The sequence below is a fragment of the Epilithonimonas hominis genome (assembly GCF_003730015.1).
GTDB classification, from domain to species: Bacteria; Bacteroidota; Bacteroidia; order Flavobacteriales; family Weeksellaceae; genus Epilithonimonas; species Epilithonimonas hominis.
Genome location: NZ_RJTU01000073.1, coordinates 1 through 17520, shown reverse-complemented (window position 1 = coordinate 17520; position 17520 = coordinate 1). Strand labels below are relative to the sequence as shown.

20 protein-coding genes are annotated in these 17520 nt (G+C 36.8%); 12 read left to right on the top strand and 8 right to left on the bottom strand.

Annotated elements, in window-relative coordinates; genetic code table 11:
• Positions 1–122 precede the first annotated feature (122 nt).
• Positions 123–899 carry a class I SAM-dependent methyltransferase gene (locus EGH73_RS11910; RefSeq protein WP_123282026.1) on the bottom strand — a complete coding sequence of 259 codons (777 nt, stop codon included), beginning with the start codon at positions 897–899 and terminating at the stop codon, positions 123–125.
• 97 nt (positions 900–996) lie between these two features.
• On the opposite strand from EGH73_RS11910, the gene EGH73_RS11905 reads away from it, so the two are divergent.
• From EGH73_RS11905 to EGH73_RS11865, 9 genes are all read left to right on the top strand, one after another.
• Positions 997–2154 (top strand): glycosyltransferase, encoded by a 1158-nt coding sequence (locus tag EGH73_RS11905; protein ID WP_123282025.1) that lies wholly within the window; start codon positions 997–999, stop codon positions 2152–2154.
• Positions 2155–2157: 3 nt separating this feature from the next.
• Positions 2158–2724, top strand: a complete 567-nt coding sequence (locus EGH73_RS11900; protein ID WP_123282024.1) for an acyltransferase — start codon at positions 2158–2160, stop codon at positions 2722–2724.
• 88 nt (positions 2725–2812) lie between these two features.
• A complete protein-coding gene (locus EGH73_RS11895; RefSeq protein ID WP_123282023.1) occupies positions 2813–3763 on the top strand; it encodes a 3-oxoacyl-ACP synthase III family protein in 951 nt (316 codons plus the stop codon).
• A 5-nt stretch (positions 3764–3768) separates the two neighbouring features.
• Complete coding sequence (locus EGH73_RS11890) at positions 3769–4917, top strand: glycosyltransferase (RefSeq protein WP_123282022.1); 1149 nt, start codon at positions 3769–3771, stop codon at positions 4915–4917.
• Between the two features lie 40 nt (positions 4918–4957).
• On the top strand, positions 4958–5509 hold the full coding sequence (locus EGH73_RS11885; RefSeq protein ID WP_123282021.1) for a serine O-acetyltransferase: 552 nt from the start codon (positions 4958–4960) through the stop codon (positions 5507–5509).
• Between the two features lie 243 nt (positions 5510–5752).
• Positions 5753–6418, top strand: a complete 666-nt coding sequence (locus EGH73_RS11880; RefSeq protein ID WP_123282020.1) for a carbonic anhydrase — start codon at positions 5753–5755, stop codon at positions 6416–6418.
• A gap of 16 nt (positions 6419–6434) precedes the next feature.
• On the top strand, positions 6435–6734 hold the full coding sequence (locus tag EGH73_RS11875) for a hypothetical protein (protein WP_123282019.1): 300 nt from the start codon (positions 6435–6437) through the stop codon (positions 6732–6734).
• A gap of 183 nt (positions 6735–6917) precedes the next feature.
• Positions 6918–8513 carry a SulP family inorganic anion transporter gene (locus EGH73_RS11870; protein WP_123282018.1) on the top strand — a complete coding sequence of 532 codons (1596 nt, stop codon included), beginning with the start codon at positions 6918–6920 and terminating at the stop codon, positions 8511–8513.
• Positions 8514–8562: 49 nt separating this feature from the next.
• Positions 8563–9198 carry a carbonic anhydrase family protein gene (locus EGH73_RS11865; protein ID WP_089769563.1) on the top strand — a complete coding sequence of 212 codons (636 nt, stop codon included), beginning with the start codon at positions 8563–8565 and terminating at the stop codon, positions 9196–9198.
• A 60-nt stretch (positions 9199–9258) separates the two neighbouring features.
• On the opposite strand, the gene pth is transcribed toward EGH73_RS11865, so the two are convergent.
• Genes pth through mfd form a run of 6 tightly spaced genes read right to left on the bottom strand, consistent with a single transcriptional unit; the run spans position 9259 to position 15633 of the window.
• Positions 9259–9822 (bottom strand): aminoacyl-tRNA hydrolase, encoded by a 564-nt coding sequence (gene pth, locus EGH73_RS11860; RefSeq protein ID WP_123282017.1) that lies wholly within the window; start codon positions 9820–9822, stop codon positions 9259–9261.
• 12 nt (positions 9823–9834) lie between these two features.
• Positions 9835–10686, bottom strand: a complete 852-nt coding sequence (locus tag EGH73_RS11855) for a hypothetical protein (RefSeq protein WP_123282016.1) — start codon at positions 10684–10686, stop codon at positions 9835–9837.
• Positions 10687–10746: 60 nt separating this feature from the next.
• Entirely contained in the window at positions 10747–11739 is a 993-nt protein-coding gene (locus tag EGH73_RS11850) for a hypothetical protein (protein ID WP_123282015.1), read from the bottom strand.
• Between the two features lie 13 nt (positions 11740–11752).
• Entirely contained in the window at positions 11753–12046 is a 294-nt protein-coding gene (locus tag EGH73_RS11845; RefSeq protein ID WP_089769571.1) for a type II toxin-antitoxin system RelE/ParE family toxin, read from the bottom strand.
• On the bottom strand, positions 12007–12252 hold the full coding sequence (locus EGH73_RS11840) for a hypothetical protein (protein ID WP_148041705.1): 246 nt from the start codon (positions 12250–12252) through the stop codon (positions 12007–12009). Before EGH73_RS11840 ends, EGH73_RS11845 begins: the two co-directional genes overlap by 40 nt.
• 33 nt (positions 12253–12285) lie before the next feature.
• Complete coding sequence (gene mfd, locus EGH73_RS11835) at positions 12286–15633, bottom strand: transcription-repair coupling factor (protein ID WP_123282027.1); 3348 nt, start codon at positions 15631–15633, stop codon at positions 12286–12288.
• A 162-nt stretch (positions 15634–15795) separates the two neighbouring features.
• Here mfd and EGH73_RS11830 point away from each other — a divergent pair, with 162 nt between their 5' ends.
• The 3 genes from EGH73_RS11830 to EGH73_RS11820 all read left to right on the top strand — a co-directional run bounded on the left by EGH73_RS11830 (position 15796) and on the right by EGH73_RS11820 (position 17156).
• Positions 15796–16173, top strand: coding sequence for a hypothetical protein (locus EGH73_RS11830; RefSeq protein WP_089769575.1), 378 nt, complete (start codon positions 15796–15798; stop codon positions 16171–16173).
• The gene (locus EGH73_RS11825) at positions 16173–16787 is read left to right on the top strand and encodes a hypothetical protein (protein ID WP_123282013.1); all 615 of its coding nucleotides are present in this window, start codon (positions 16173–16175) and stop codon (positions 16785–16787) included. The genes EGH73_RS11830 and EGH73_RS11825 overlap by 1 nt, the downstream gene beginning before the upstream one ends.
• 108 nt (positions 16788–16895) lie before the next feature.
• Positions 16896–17156: a hypothetical protein gene (locus EGH73_RS11820; RefSeq protein ID WP_123282012.1), complete on the top strand. Its 261-nt coding sequence runs from the start codon at positions 16896–16898 to the stop codon at positions 17154–17156.
• A 146-nt stretch (positions 17157–17302) separates the two neighbouring features.
• On the opposite strand, the gene EGH73_RS11815 is transcribed toward EGH73_RS11820, so the two are convergent.
• The coding region (locus tag EGH73_RS11815; RefSeq protein ID WP_184808109.1) for a transposase at positions 17303–17520 on the bottom strand (218 nt) is incomplete at its 5' end.

The window sequence follows — 17520 nt, the reverse complement described above, 5'->3', positions numbered from 1 at the left end:
TTGTAGTTTTGAATAAGATTCTTCATGTATTTAATGACTTGGTAATCAATTAAATTTACGATTTTTTAATCAAATGGACAATCTTTTTTCTTTTAAATTCCTAAATGCACAACAGGTTAAATCTAACCTTTTATAATCAAACCTGCATATTTCCCATCGAATTCCACAACGTAGGGTTTAAGTCCCTTGGTTTCACAGAAATCTTTGAATGCTGCATTGTCACCAATGTCATCACTCATAAAGATGCCGCCTTCTCTCACTTTACTGAATAATAAATTATAAGCCCAGATTCTGCCATCATAAGATTTATCACTGTCATAATGGACAACATCAAAAGAATCTACCTTACCGAAAATCTTAGGTAAAGATTCTTTATCCGCAAAGCGATAAAGATCCCAATTATTTCTATATTTCTGCGGAATGACACAACCTACAAAATCCTCACTGTGGTTTTGCAAAAGATAAGGCATATCAGAACTGTAGAGTGTTCCGTTTCTATGAACCAAAGAAGCCAAAGCAGCAAAAGAAGACCAACCGTACGCTACACCTGTTTCCACTGTTTTTATAGCATTTGTATATTCATTGATGTAATAAATAACGCTTAAGGAGCCAGCTCCACCTAATTTGACTGGTGCTTTTGCTTGGATTTGCAATGCTTCTTCAAACTCCTTTGGAAAGAGTTTTTCAAAAGGAATAAAACTAGTGTTAAGAACTTTTTCAATAAAATCTTTTTCGGAAATGGCAATAGATGCGCACCACTTCTCTGCCTCTTCTTTTCCTCTTAAACCGGAAGAACGGTTAAAGAGGTTTTTCCAAATCTTTCTTCTTAATTCCGGATATAGATCCGGACGTTTTAGATATGCAAAAAATGTGGAAAGAATTTCAGAGATTTTATTCATAAAGTATGTTTTGAAATGCAAAAATACAAAAGAATTGCACAAACAATCTTTATATTTGTTTTATTAGAATTATTTTTTTGATAACACAATAATAATAATGCAGAAAAAAGTAAAAGTACTTTTCCGTCACAGGTCTATGGAAATGGGCGGTGTCGAAAAAGTGATATTAAATCTTCTCAATAACTTGGATCGGCAAAAATTGGATCTTACATTACTTGTAAGTCTCTATCAGGGAGAGCTTCGGGATAAGATTCCTGCACATATCAATTATGTAAAAATGAATAAAGGGAAAGAAGATTTTTCTAAAAACACCCTCATCAGTAATTTACAATTGGTTTTCAGAGGATTAAAAATAAAATTCTTGGAAATATTTCCCAAGCTTACAGATAAATTTTATCTGGATCAACAATTTGATGTGGAAATTGCTAGTACTTATGGAGATTACGATTCGGTGCTTAGAAGTGCTAATAAAAACTCAAAAAAAATAGGCTGGTTTCATTCGGACATCACCTTTCCGAAGCTTCAGCCAGCTGTTCCTACAATTCTAAAACAGATTTCTCAATTCGATTACTTTATTTTCGGCTCACAACAGACTAAAGATATTTTCACCCAAACTTACCCCAACTTTAAGTTACCTGAAAATCAGGTGATTTTAAATGCCATACCAATAGAAGAAATCAAGCAAAAAGCAGAAGAATTTGGTCCGGATTTTAAGACTTCCGATCCTGTTTTTGTTTCTGTTGGAAGATTGCATTCCAGAAAAGGCTATAAAAAACTGATCGAAGTCCACTCCCAATTAATCAAAGACGGATTCTCTCACAAAATCATTATTATTGGTGACGGTGAAGAAAAAGAAAACCTAGAAAATCTCACCAAAATGTATGGCGTACAAAATTCTTTTGTACTCCTGGGATCACTTCTCAATCCTTATCCTTATGTGAAAAATGCAGACTTTTTCATTATGCCATCTGAGTCAGAAGGCTGGCCGCTCATCATTGCAGATGCGCTGATACTTCAGAAACCTATTCTTTCCACAGCAGTTGGTGGCATTCCGGAAATGATCCGTCATCTTGAGAACGGTTATCTCATCAATTATGATACAGATGAGATGTATAATGCTATGAAGGAATTTCTTAGCAATACTAATATGATCGAGAAGATAAAAAAAGGTCTTGAAAATTCGGAAAAACAATTTGACAACCAGAAAATCTTTGATGCAGTTGAAAATATCATCATTAAATTAGCCCAAAAATAATCTATGCTTTTACTATATAGGATTATTCTGAAAATCCATACATCTTATCAGGATCTCATAAAAAACATCACTATAAAACTAGCCGTTAATAGAGGTCTGAAAATTGGGAAAAATCTTTTTGTCCAAGGCATTCCCAATTTTGGATCAGAGCCTTATCTTATCGAAATTGGAGATAATGTTACTATTGCAGAGGATGTATCATTTATAAATCACGGTGGAGATGCCAGAGTTACAAAGAATATAGAAAAATACAAGGATGGACGTAATTTTGGTCGTATAAAAATTGGTAATAATACCTTTATTGGAAAAGGTACTATTCTTCTTCCAGGCGTACAAATTGGAAACAATTGCATTATTGGCTCTCTTTCTACAGTAACCCATTCAATACCTTCCAATTCTGTTTTTGGCGGGATTCCTGCAAAATTCATATGTTCTATTGATCAATATGGCGAGAAGCTATTGGCAAACAACGTTATATATCCTCGCGAACTGGAAAAAAACAGATCAATGCTTGACAAGTATATCAAAGAAAACCTCCCTCATAACTATAAGCCCGAAAGGACAAGATAATTTATACTTTTTTAACTTTTAGATGTTATTCATAGCCTAGTATTTTCTATTCAGTTCATTATATTTGCAGAAATTACGAAGCGCGAGTATGATCAACATTGCAGCGATAGAATACTATCTGCCCAAAAATATCCTTACTAATGACGATATTGCCAAAGAATTTCCGGAATGGAGCGCCGAGAAAATCAAGTCGAAAATAGGTGTAGAATCCAGACACATTGCAGATAAAAATGAAACGGCACTTGATATGGCGTTTGAAGCCTGCCAGAAGCTTTTCTCCCATTATGACAAAAATAAAGTTGATTTTATTCTTTTCTGCACACAGAGTCCAGATTATTTTCTACCCACCACAGCCTGCATCCTTCAGGACAAATTAGGTCTTTCCAAGGCCATCGGTGCATTGGATTTTAACCTGGGTTGTTCCGGTTTTGTTTACGGACTTACACTCGCAAAAGGACTAATCGCATCGGGAATTGCAAAAAATATTCTGCTCGTAACCGCAGAGACCTATTCAAAATTTCTGGATAAAGAAGATAAATCCAACCGGACTATTTTCGGGGATGGCGCAGCGGTAACCATCATAGAAAAGGACAACGCAAAAACAGATCTGCATTTTTCTGTAGGAACAGACGGAAGCGGATATAATAACCTGATCGTACAAAACGGTGCTTGCAGAAATAAAGAAGAAAAACCAATACTGTTCATGAAAGGCCCAAAAATCTTTACATTTGCAGTAGAAAATATTCCGGGACTTGTAGCGGACACCTTACAAAAGAACAGCTTAACTATTGATGATATAGATCTGTTTGTTTTCCACCAGGCCAGTTCCTATATGTTGAATTATCTGCGAGAATTGTGCAATATTCCGGAAGAAAAATTCTTTATGGAAATCGAGCATATCGGCAACACGGTTTCCGCTAGCATTCCGATTGCACTAAAGCTTGCATCGGAGAAAGGGAAAATTAGTGCGGGTTCCAGAGTAATGGTAGTGGGTTTTGGAGTTGGTTACTCCTGGGAAGCCGGGATTATAGAGTTTTAAAGCAATTGTTGAAGAAAAAGATCCTTATCAGAATCGGTTCTCTGCGTCACGGCGGCGCAGAAAAAGTCTTGGTGACGTTTCTCAAAAATCTTCCTAAAGACAAGTATGAAGTTGATCTTTTACTGAACCTCTATTCCGGGACACATCTGCCAGATGTTCCAGATTGGGTGAATGTGATGTTTCTGAACCGAGGCGAGATGATTACCACCAACCGTCCGAAGGATCTTCCTAAAAAAATATACCGGGTTGTTTACCAACAACTTCTGAAAAAGTATCCTAAAATTCTTTACAAGAAGAAGCTGAAAAATAAACAATATGATGTAGAGTTTGCGGCTATCCACGGTTTTATGGACGAAATCCTGAACAGTCCGCTGAAGTCTTCAAAAAAACTGATGTGGATTCATAATGATCTAACACAGGTCAGCGGCTATACTCCGGAAAAAATAAGACGCTTTTTCAGATATGACAAAGTGATGGTGATTTCCGAAAAAATCCACGAGACATTCTTATCCTTGGCAGAAAATCAAGCCGAAAAAGACAAAATTGTAAGAATTTACAATCCTTTGGACACCCAAGAAATTCTCACAAAGTCCGAAAAACCTGTGATCATTTATCAATTTGATGAATCTGTTCCCACTTTTGTCTCAGTAGGAACTGTATTTCCTCAAAAGGGATTTGACCGCTTGCTGAGAGTCCACAAAAGGCTTTTGGATGATGGCTTTCTCCACCGAATTTTGATTTTAGGTGATGGTTATGATTTTGAGACGATTAAAAAGCTGAAATCCGACCTTGGCGTCGATGAGACTGCAACTATGTTTGGTTTCACAGATAATCCTTATCCTTATTTCAGACAAGCCAATTATTATATCCTGAGTTCACGTTATGAAGGTTTTCCTACAGTACTTTTTGAAGCTATTACGCTGAAGAAGAACATTATAGCAACCGATGTTTCCGGCGTGCGAGAAATGTTGAATGAAGGTAACCTAGGCCTCATCACAGATAATTCCGAAGAAGGCATCTACCAAGGGATGAAACAAGCATTACAACATCCGGAAAGTTTTGATGATTATCAAAAAAAACTGACAGACTACCAAATGCCTTTTGATCTGGAAAACTCTGTAAAACGGATTATGGACATAATAGATGATTTATAATTTTTGCAATATTTTTCCTTCTAATTTGTAATTTTATAAAATGAGCAATTCTATCATACAAAAAGATTTTTACAGAGAAAGCGGCCGCTATCTTTCTCATTTTCTAATTCTGAAGAAATGTTTCAGCCCGAATCTGCATTATATTTATCTTTTCAGAAAAGCTCAGAAATATTATAAAATACCAGTCATAGGCTTGTTTTATAAATTACTCCTCAGGCACTATCAGATTCTTTACGGCTTCCAAATCTACCCGGAAACAGAAATTGGGGAAGGTTTATATCTTGGTCATTGGGGACACCTCGTGATTAATCCGAAAGCTAAAATTGGGAAAAACTGTAATATAGCGCAAGGGGTAACTATTGCCCAGTCCAACCGTGGAAAAAGCGAAGGCGTGCCAGTCATCGGGGACGAAGTCTGGATTGGCCCGAATGCTGTAATTGTAGGAAAAGTAACCATCGGAAATAACGTCCTGATTGCCCCGAATGCCTATGTGAATACGGATGTTCCGTCTAATTCTGTGGTGATCGGAAATCCCGCTGTGATTAGCTCTAACATAAATGCTACGGAAGGATATATAAACAACAAGGTTTAGCGACAAAATTCGTAGCAAATTTTCTTGCAGATTTACAATCCTTGATTATAACGAATATCATTGATATAATAAAAGAATCATCAGAAAAATAAGCATCAACTAATACTATGAACTCTACAAAAGTATAACTATTAAACTTTGTTAAAAATTCGATTTTTAAAGATTAATCATTAAATTTGCAATATTGATTTGGCCTATTAAAAACAAAATACTAATAACTAAATCATATAACAAGAATACCGAATGTCGAAGTCGTATAAAGCTATTTTTGAGAACAATAAAAAATGGGTAGAGTCGAAAATTGCAGATAACCCAGAATATTTCCACGAACTCGCCAAAACGCAAAACCCGGAATATCTCTACATCGGATGTTCGGATAGCCGTGTTACTGCGGAAGATATGATAGGTGCACAGCCTGGTGAAGTTTTTGTTCACAGGAATATTGCTAACGTCATCAACACACTTGATATGAGTTCTACAGCTGTAATTCAATACGCCGTAGAACATCTAAAAGTTAAACACATCATCGTCTGTGGTCATTACAATTGTGGTGGTGTGAAAGCCGCAATGACATCTCAGGATCTTGGCTTGCTTAATCCTTGGCTTAGAAATATCCGTGATGTATACAGGCTTCATCAGACCGAGCTTGATGCTATTGGAGACGCTTCAAAAAAATATGACCGTCTTGTAGAACTTAATGTTCAGGAGCAGTGCATCAATGTAATCAAAATGGCATGCGTGCAGGAACGTTATATTCTTGAAGAGCAACCATTAGTCCACGGTTGGGTATTTGACCTGAGAACAGGCAGAATCATCGATCTTGAAATCGATTTTGAAAAAATATTAAAAGACATTCAGAAAATTTACAACCTTACAGATTCTGACTGGGTGATGAGCCGCAGAAAATAAGCTCATCAATGATAAAATGAAGTATTGGAGTATTATAACATTAATGGTTTTCTTAAACTTTACAGCATTACCAGGTATTGCTGCAGTTTTCGGATGGGAACTGCCCAGAACCAATGTTGTAATCAATGAAGAAGAGCAACACTCCACAAACACCATCGTTATCTACGAAAAAACGATGCCTAAAACCCTAAACATCCACGATTTCATAAAATTCTTTGAATCTGATCCTAATAAAAAAAGAATTTTTAGCTGGGAGTCAAAATTATACTTTCCACCTTTTCTCAGTACTTTTTCCCCTCCACCAGAATACCTATAAATAACTTTTTTAGATGCTTTTTTTAGCTTACACTGAGAAAGCCAGCTAATGCTGTGCATTTAAAAAAACTGGTCGATGCCCCTTATCTGAGGCAGCGGTTATTTATTCTATACAGCCACATGTACTTGTAAATAAAGCAATTGCCTTTACTTCCGGTAGTCTGTGAAACCTAAAAATTTACAAATGAAAAATTCAACATCTTTGTTCGGAGGGATCAAAGAAAACTTTCCATCGGGACTTGTCGTTTTCCTTGTGGCTTTACCATTATGTCTTGGTATTGCACTAGCATCCGGCGCTCCGCCATTATCCGGAATCATTTCCGGAATAGTGGGCGGAATAGTAGTAGGCGCAATCAGTAATTCCAACATTTCCGTGTCCGGGCCTGCGGCAGGACTTACGGCCATTATTTTGGTTGCAATAACTGATATCGGTGCATTTGAACTGTTTCTGTGCGCAGGAATTATTGCCGGAATTATTCAACTTATTCTTGGCTTCATCCGTGCTGGAAGCATCTCCAATTATTTTCCAAATAACGTCATCGAAGGAATGCTGGCAGGGATTGGTATCATTATTATATTAAAACAAATATCACACGCTGTGGGATTTGATAAGGATTATGAAGGTCACGAATCTCTTTTTGACAATGGTTTCAATAGCGGTTTTTTTACAGAATTGCTATCTGCTATACACCCAGGCGCAGTTGTGATTACACTAGTCTCAATTTCTATTCTCTTGGCTTGGGATAATGTTCCTACGCTTAAAAAATTAAAAGTACTGCCTGGCGCTTTAGTAGCTGTAATAACAGGTATTCTTCTCAACGAATTATTTAAAATATCAGAAAGCGCACTTGCGATAACTCCCGAACATCTAGTAACACTTCCTGTTACAAAAAGTTTGGAAGATTTTAAAAACCTGATTACTTTTCCGGATATTTCGGGGTTTACAAACCCTAAAGTTTGGATTACAGGAGCTACCATTGCCGTAGTTGCATCTATAGAAACTTTGCTATGTATAGAAGCCTCTGACAGGCTGGATGTGAAAAGAAGAATCACGGACACCAACCTGGAACTGAAGGCGCAAGGAATTGGCAACCTGATAAGTTCTTTTATTGGCGGGCTGCCAATGACATCTGTAGTGGTAAGGAGTTCCGCCAATGCGAGTGCCGGTGCAACATCCAAGCTATCAACCATTATCCACGGTGTTTTGCTTCTGATTTGTGTATTATCAATCCCATTCATTTTGAATCTTATTCCGCTGGCTACATTGGCTGCGGTTCTGATATTGGTCGGATATAAGCTTGCCAAACCAGCAACCTTCATTCATTTTTGGAAAAACGGAAAATACCAGTTTATCCCATTTTTGGCAACTGTTGTGGCAGTGGTTGCAACTGATCTGCTAAAAGGTGTAGGCATTGGATTATTGATATCAATCATTTATATTTTGCAAGGAAATATGAAAAGAGCCTATTATCTGAGCAAAGAAAACTTGGATGATGCAGATGAAATCAGCATAAAACTAGCGGAAGAAGTATCATTTCTGAACAAGGCTGCCATCAAAAAAACCCTTAAAAATATAAAATCCAAATCTAAAGTTATCATTGACGCGAGAAAAACTTCCTATATCACCACAGACGTTTTGGAAATGATACAGGATTTCGCAAACGTAAGAGCAAAAGAAGAAGATATTGAAGTGGAATTATTGGGCTTCAAAACATCCTATAGGGATTATGCCAATGATCAAGACTCTCATGTAGTCGTACACCACAGAAGAGCGATGTAAATATCAAAACCTACAAAAAATTAATCTCTAAAAATCAATTACAAATAAAATGAAAGCACATACATCCGAAACACAAGCAACCATAACACCAGAAAAAGCCCTCAACTTTCTAAAAGAAGGGAACCAAAGATTCGTAAACAACTTGAAAGCTAACCGGGACCTTTTGGAACAAGTGAATGCGACCAGAGCCGGACAATGGCCTTTTGCAGTTATTCTTAGTTGCATAGACAGCCGTACGTCTGCAGAACTGATCTTTGACCAAGGTTTAGGCGATATTTTCAGCATCAGAATTGCGGGAAATTTTGTAAATCAGGACATTCTTGGCTCAATGGAATTTGGCTGCAATGTCGCAGGTTCAAAACTGGTTGTTGTTCTAGGACACTCCAAGTGTGGTGCACTAAAGGGTGGTCTAGATTCCGCAGCTATAGAACCAATGGGAATGGATAACCTGAATCATCTCATTGGGCATTTTGATCCGATTATCAAAACCATTGTAAAAGATGGTGAAGAACGCTCTTCTTCGAATGAAGATCTTCTGGAAAGGCTGAATCACCACAATGTGAAGCACGCCATCGAAGATATCCGTAAACAAAGTTCTACTTTAAAAAAACTGGAAGACGAAGGTAAAATCAAGATTGTAGGTGCAAACTACGACGTAGAAACAGGCGTTGTAAGTTGGTTATAGAAAACATTTTTTCTTCATATAATTAGGGAAGTTGGCCGGGTAATTTATTATCCGGTCAACTTATTTTCCGTTGAAAGTAGTCATCGTATTCTGTATGCCTGCGAAAACAAAAGACAGTACGGCTTGGGAAAATTTTTCGATTCTTTCGGAAAGCTTTTCTTTTTCTTCTTCATTCCATTTTCCGAGAACATAATCTGCCTGTCTGCCTTCCGAAAAGTCTGCAGAAATCCCGAACCTCAGTCTGGGATAATTTTGTGTGTTGAGTTGTGACTGTATGCTTTTCAGACCGTTGTGCCCAGCATCAGACCCTTTCATCTTCATCCTGAGAGATCCAAATGGCAATGCCAGATCATCGGTAATCACCAGAATATTTTCTAAAGGAATATTTTCTTTCTGCATCCAGAATTTAACTGCATTTCCGGAAAGATTGACATACGTGTCAGGTTTCAGAATAAAAACTTTTCTGCCTTTGTACTTTCCTTCTGCCAAAAGTCCGAAGTTAGAAGATTTGAAAGGTGCATCTATTGTTTCCGCTACTTTTTCTGCTACTTTGAAGCCGATATTATGACGCGTTTCTACGTATTCTTCGCCCTTGTTACCAATTCCGACAATCAGATATTTCATTTCAAATTAAATTTATTTTACATATTCGTAAGAAACCGTTCCCGCAGAAGAAGTTCCTAAAATCGGATAACCATCAGTATCATAAGAATAGCTGAAGTTTACGGTAGTGTTATCCGTATTGGTTTTGATGTTAGTCGTTTTATAGTTGTTTTTAGAGAAGCCATATAACGCATTATTTTCTAAATCAAACTGCGCGCTGACCAGCTTGAATGCCATTGGCAATGTTCCAAAAGGATTCTTGTAGCTGTCATAATTGCTTAAGGTAATGTTTAGGATAATAGGCGGCTGTATTATCGGTCCTGCTGCGTATGTTAAACTGTATTTAAAGTTGGAGACATTCGATCCAGAAAAACCATAATCAGTCTGTATAGTGTATCTTTCTGATGAGGTTGCCTTATCTTTTACTTTGGTAATGATTGATTTTATCTTATCTCCATCATAACTGTAAATAGTTGAGGAAGTAAAAGTCCCGCTTCCGGCAAACACAACATCACCTTCTGATTTTGTAAGCTTACCTGCTGAGTAAGTAAGAACCTGAGTATTGGTAATATCTTTTCCCGTATCATCGACTGATTTATACAAAATTTTGGTAATATCGTCTCCTGTATAAGTTAGCTCGTAAGAAAAGGAATAATCACTGGAAGTCACGCTGGTCAGTTGGCCGCGAGTGTAATTATAAGTTGCTACTATTTTATCTCCTGCAGCATCTACAGTTGTTACTGTTTCGACATTTTTGATCGTTGCATTAGTTCCGCCATTTGAACTGTAATCCAAGCCCAGCAAAAAATCGCCGTTGACATCCTGACTAGGACTACATGATGTGATAATAAATAGTCCGAATATGTAAAAAAATATTTTTTTCATTGTTTGATTTTCTGTCTGCAAAGTTAATTTTTTAAATTTAATGGTAATCTTTTCTTAGAATCACTTATAATCTAAATTTCCCTTCAGGTTCTGATTTCTCAACCGGCTGATTTCCTCAGAATAAATCTTGATTTGTTTATCGTTCATATTACCATTCTTTCTGTAGATATCAACTCTTCTTTTAAACTCTGCTTCAAAATAAGTGTTGAAGTTTTCGAATTTTTCCTGGTTGCTCCAAAGGTCATAATACTCACACATATGTGCTATGAAGTCATTCAGTTCTTCTGCTATTTTATCATCTACATTTTTACCAAAAACGGTCACAGAACAGTAGGCAGGTGTTTTGGCTTGCTGAGATTGCAGCATAAATTCCCGGTATTTGTCATCAATAAGCGCTTCGATCTGATTTTTATTGAGATACAAATCCCGGCTGATATCTTTGATCTCTACAAAATCCCCAGCGTTTGAACCAGAATTGAATTTATAATTCGCAAAAACTACCAATTCACCTTTTTCCAAACCTGGCGAAATACCATAGTGCTCAGAAAGATAGAAAAGTGCTGGTTCAGAATAGTCAATATTATCATTCAACTGTGCTACAAACAATTCTATTTCGGTTCCGTCTTTATCCTTTGCAATCCTTTTTTCCAGGTTTTTATAGGATTTATAATTGTAAAGCGAATCTGATGCTTTCTTAAAATACCTGACGGGCGATGCGGCGCGGAAAGTCCTGAATCCATTAGCCGCAGCATATTTTTCATTGTAAAGGATGCCGTCCATCCTGTAGATATTTTTCCTGTAACTATAATAAAAATTAATTGTGTTTCTGATTGATTCTTTTTTAGAATTAAATCCGATAGAATAAACCGGAACAGTTTTATCTTTTGAATTAAATCTAACAGAGATTCCGCTTTCATTAGCCGCATCACTTAAAAATATCATTTCTTTATCGTAATGGTATTTTTGGATTTGGGCGTGGCATAACGATGCTATTGCTATAAAAAACAATAGAGTCAGTTTTCTTTTTTTAAAGTCTAAAATGAATTTTCGCATAAAGAATTATTCATCACTTCAAAAAATCCAGTCTGTCAGGATTTTGTCTGCAATTGAGAAAAAAGAGAACTAAAATTTCATCGGAATCAACTGTGAAATATAATTTTACATTTCTGTTTCCAATTAAAGCTTGGAATATATTTTCTGAAAACTTTTCGTAAATAACCAAACTTTGAGATACATTTTCGAGAACCGTTTCCAATTCGGAATATAAATCCTGAATTTCTTTCTCTGTCCATCTATAATAGAGAAATTCTGCAATCTCTATTAAAGATTCCTCTGCTTCTTTTGTGTATCTAATTCGCATAGTTTTTGGAAGAACTTATCTTTCATCTCATTAGAATCGATGGTATTTTCTTGATTGGCTTTTTCTCGAATATTTTCAAGATAGATTTTCAACTTATCTTCAGAAATTTCATCTTCTATAATTTCGATTTCTTTATATTTTTTCAGAAAATCTTTTACCAAAGAAAGTAAGTTCGGGTTTTCTGTCCTTATCGTTAAAGTATTCATTTCTAAAATTTTTGTAATCAAATATAATCAATTTTAAGCCAAAATCCTATTCAGAACTAGGTTCACCTCATCCACATTCTTCACGTTATCTTTTCGCATCATCAGCTGGTTGTTCTTTTCTTTTAACGTCGCATCTGCCGGATTTTGTGTGAGATAAGCAATGATTTTTTTGAATTTCTCACTTTGGTAGAATTTATCTTGGGGATTCGCAGGGAAATATCCAAGGAAAACTTTATTCTTAACCACCAGCTTATCAAATCCAATTTCTGCGGCTAGCCATTTCAGCTCTACAGATTTCAGAAGGTTAATCGCTTCATCCGGCAGTGTTCCGAATCGGTCTATCAGTTCATTTTCAAATTGTTCCAGTTCCTTCGCACTCTGAATATCGGCTAATTTTTGATACAATGACAATCGCTCTTCCGTAGAACTCACATAATCATCGGGCAACATCAGCTCCAAATCCGTATCTATATTCACTTCTTTGGTAGATTTGAAAAGTTTGTTCCGGTCTTCTTCATTTTCGAAAAGATTCTCAAAATTCTCATCATCCTTCAGTTCTTCCAACGCTTCCTGCATCATCTTCTGGTATGTCTCAAATCCCATTTCATTAATAAAACCACTTTGTTCAGCACCCAGCAAATCCCCTGCTCCACGGATTTCCAGGTCTTTCATCGCAATCTGGAAACCACTTCCAAGATCCGAAAACTGCTCAATTGCTTCGAGCCGTTTTCTCGCATCGGAAGTCATCATATCAAATGGTGGCGTTATCAGGTAACAGAATGCTTTTCTGTTGCTCCGCCCTACTCTTCCACGCATCTGGTGCAGGTCTGCCATTCCGAAACGTTGTGCATCATTAATGAAAATCGTATTCGCATTCGGGACATCCACACCAGATTCTACAATAGTTGTGGAAACGAGAACATCGTATTTTCCTTCCATAAAATCGAGGAGATTCGTTTCCATTTGTTTCCCATCCATCTGTCCATGACCGGTAATAACTCTTGCATCCGGAACCAGTCTTTGGATCAATCCGGCAATATCTTTCAGGTTTTCGATTCTGTTGTTAATGAAATAAACCTGTCCATCGCGCTGCAATTCGTAGGAAACCGCATCCCGGATTATTTCTTCGCTGAAACCAATGATACTGGTATCCACAGGTTGTCTGTTAGGTGGCGGCGTTTTAATCACCGATAAATCTCTTGCAGCCATCAATGAGAATTGCAAAGTCCGCGGAATAGGAGTTGCTGTTAGAGTCAATGTATCAACATTGGTTTTAAGCGTTTTTAATTTATCCTTGACGGAAACGCCGAATTTATGTTCCTCATCAATAATCAACAATCCTAAATCTTTGAACTTGATATCTTTACCAACCAACTGATGCGTTCCAATAACAATATCGATTTTACCATTTTTAAGACCTTCTTTGGTTTCAGATTTCTGTTTGGCTGTTCGAAATCGGTTCATATAAGAAATATTAACCGGAAAATCTTTCAAACGCTCTTTGAAACTTCTGTAATGTTGGAACGCCAGAATCGTTGTCGGAACCAGAATCGCAACCTGTTTGCCGTCTGTTGCCGCTTTGAATGCCGCACGAATGGCAACTTCCGTTTTCCCGAATCCGACATCGCCACAGATCAAACGGTCCATCACGCCTTCATTTTCCATATCTTTTTTTACATCCAGCGTGGCTTTTTCCTGGTCTGGTGTATCTTCATAAAGGAAGCTTGCTTCCAGCTCATTTAGTAGGTAGGAATCCGGCGAATACTGAAATCCTTTAGCAGTTTTCCTTTCCGCATAGAGTTTTATCAGGTCGAAAGCGATTTGCTTAACTCTTGCCTTGGTTTTTTGTTTTAATGATTTCCAGGCTGGTGAACCGAGTTTGCTAAGGACAATTTCTTTTCCGTCCGGCCCGTTATATTTCGAAATTTTATGAAGTGAATGAATGCTGACGTACAGCAAATCACCGTTTTTGTAACTCAACTTAAAACATTCCTGAATTTTGCCGTCATTATTGACTTTAACCAATCCCATAAATTTCCCGATTCCGTGGTCAATATGAGCAATATAATCGCCAACTTTGAGCGACATTAAATCCTTGAGTGTCAGCTGCTCCGACTTAGCAAATCCATCCTTGGATTTATAACGTTGGTAACGGTCGAAAATCTGATGATCGGTATAAATCAGAATCTTGTTATCAGAATCCACGAAACCTTCGTGCAGTTCCGATTTGAAGCTTTTGAACGGAATCTCGTGCTGAAGTTCTTCAAAAATGGATTGTAATCTTTCTTTCTGTTTTTCACTTGAAAATGAAATCCAAGTGTCAAATCCTTGTCCTTGTTTTTCTTCCAAATCCTGAATCAGCAATTCGAAGTTTTTGTGAAAACTCGGCTGCTGTGTTTGGTTGAGTTCAACTATCTGAGATTTTGGTAGGTTGAAATGCTGCGAACTGAAATCTATGGTTTTGAACTTAATCAACTTATTCTGAAATTCTCCCTCAGAAATGAACAATTCGTCCGGCGATTTGTGCTTGATATCTTTACTAAGTGTTTCATACTTTTCCAAAGCTTTTTCGTGGAACTCCTTGATTCTTCTTGCGGACAGATAAAGGTTTTTTGAAACAATAAAACTGTCTTCTGGCAATAATTCAAAGAACGAAACCTTGCTTCCGGACACCGAAAAATTCATGTTGGAGACCAACTGAAATTCATCTATTTTATCCAGAGACAATTGAGATTCTATATCAAAAGTCCTGATACTTTCTACTTCGTTACCGAAAAATGTGATTCGGAAAGGCTTTTCATTAGAAAAAGAAAAAACATCCACAATTCCGCCACGGACAGAAAATTCTCCCGGTTCGGAAACAAAGTCGGTTTGGTTGAATTGGTAATGATTCAGCAGCTCATCCACAAAATCAAAATCCAATTGATCTCCTACTTTGATGTGATGAGAAATCGCCTTGAAATCTTCTTTCTTCAACACTTTTTCGGACATTGCGCCTATAAAAGCTACAATCACTTTCGGAGATTTTCCTGAGTTCAGTTTATTGATGACTTCGGTTCTCAGAACAAGATTCGCATTTTGGGTTTTCTCGATCTGATAAGGTTCCAAATGAGTGGCCGGGAAATAAAGAATGTTATCTTTTCCCAGCAAATCTTCCATTTCCGCATTGATGTAAAGTGCATCTTCCTTATCGTCAGCGAGATAAAGAATGGTTTTATTCTGCGTCAGGAACAGTTCTGCTGCCAAAATTGAAACGGCCGAACCGGCACTTCCTTTGACTGAAATATGCTGTTTTGTAATTATCTGCGAAAAAATCTCGCTCCCGAACTGCTTCTGAAGTAAATCGGGCAAAAGATTCTGGTTGATTTTTTGTAATTCCATTTTTCCTCTCTCTAAATCTCTCTCCAAAAGGAGAAAGACTTTTTTAAATTTGGTATAAACGCAAAAAGCGATTCCGATAAAATTCGGAACCGTTATTTATTGACAAAGATACTATTTTTCAAAAAATTTAGTTTTAATTTTACATTCTTAAACTATGAACTTTTGAAATTAGGTTTCAAAATACCTGCCATTTTGTGCGTGCTTTCTCTTCTTTTGCTACAATGTAAAGATGATGAAGCCAACATTTTCCGTGCGTATGTGGAAGGGAAATTCACTTATTCTGATGGAAAGTTTCTGGAAGAACCTATTCATCTTATTGTCAATAAAAAAATAATTGCAGAAAGTTTTCCCAAGCAAAGTGGCAGTTTTGTTTTGGCGGGACCTTATGATAAAGGTGTTTACAAACTTCAACTCAAAGATTTTAAAATCAAGTCTTTTTCTACGGATACGCAAGGTTGTAAAATCTCAAACGATTCCCTGAGCATTGAGATTCCGGACGGTGTGACTTACGTTATTTTCAATGATATTACTTTGAAATAATGAAGAAATTTTTACTTTTTTCTTTAGCTTTAATTTCAATTTCAACTTTTTCTCAGAGCAGAAAAAAGCAGGATTGGACAGAGTATGTTCGGTCTTCTATAGACCCGCACGTGAAAGTGATGCTTCCACTTGGCGATAACTTTCTCAAAGATTCCTTTGATTATTTTTACGGATTCGGGATTGGCGGGAATTTGAATATTTATAAAAATTTCGGACTTGGTGTAGAATACACTTACTTGTTGGCCAATGTGAAAAACGGTGATAAATTCGGTTATCTTGGTGCGCCTTCTATGAACAATTTTGATTGGTATGTTTTCCATAAAGATAAAATCACAGAAGACTTTTTTGTAGAAAAAATCTTAGGTTACAGCACTTACCGAATGAAAAGTCCTTATCTCGACAACTCAGGCAAATTTTCTGAAGGAAATGGCGGACTTAATCTTGGAGTAAAAGCCATCTACACTATTGATAACGAAGGTTTTCAACAGGTTGTCTTCGGTACAAAACTTAATTTCTACAATGCCAAAATCGGAAATCAAAATCCTGATATCGCCGATTATTACTCAAAAGCCTTGTTTCTCAACTTCAGTTTAGCGTATCGTTATAACTTTTAAGCCATTTTTAAGTTGTTATAATTTGTGGTTAAAGTTTTTCTGTTTTTCTTTCCGAATCAAATTTTGATATAAATTTGCTTCAATAATTAACCAACACAATATTCTACAATGAAAAATTTATTAGCAGCAATTCTGCTTACTTTGGGGGTAGGTGCAGCAACAGCTCAGACCAATGCTCCTGCAACAAAAAAGCAAGTGACTAAGACCGAGAAAAAAGCAACAAAGACAGTAGAAGCTCAGGCTGCAAAAGTTGCCAACACACCGGATGCAAAACTTAAAAAAGATGGCACTCCGGATAAACGATACAAAGCCAATAAAATGCTTAAAAAAGACGGAACTCCGGACAAGCGTTATAAGGCCAACAAATAAATTTCCTGATCTGTGAAGAAGAAAGGGACAATTTAATTTTTCATAACTTTTATTTTTTTGAATCCGTCTCACAACAAAATTTGAGGCGGATTTTTTTGTTATAAAAGTTTTTCAATATTTTAAGAAAAAGTGAAAAGTTGTCCTCTTCAGGCAACTTTCTTTCTTAAATTGTGTGCTAAAGCGTGTAATCCGAACTCCAATTCTACTTTTTTCAGACCTCTAAGTGTGAATCGCTTAAAATTGTTGCAATGTTTCAGGTGTGCAAACACAGGTTCTACTTCAACCGAGCGTTGTTTGCGTTTTCTGATGCCTCTTTCGCTGTTTAAGAGTTCCCTGATTTTCTCTTTATGAATCCTCGATATAT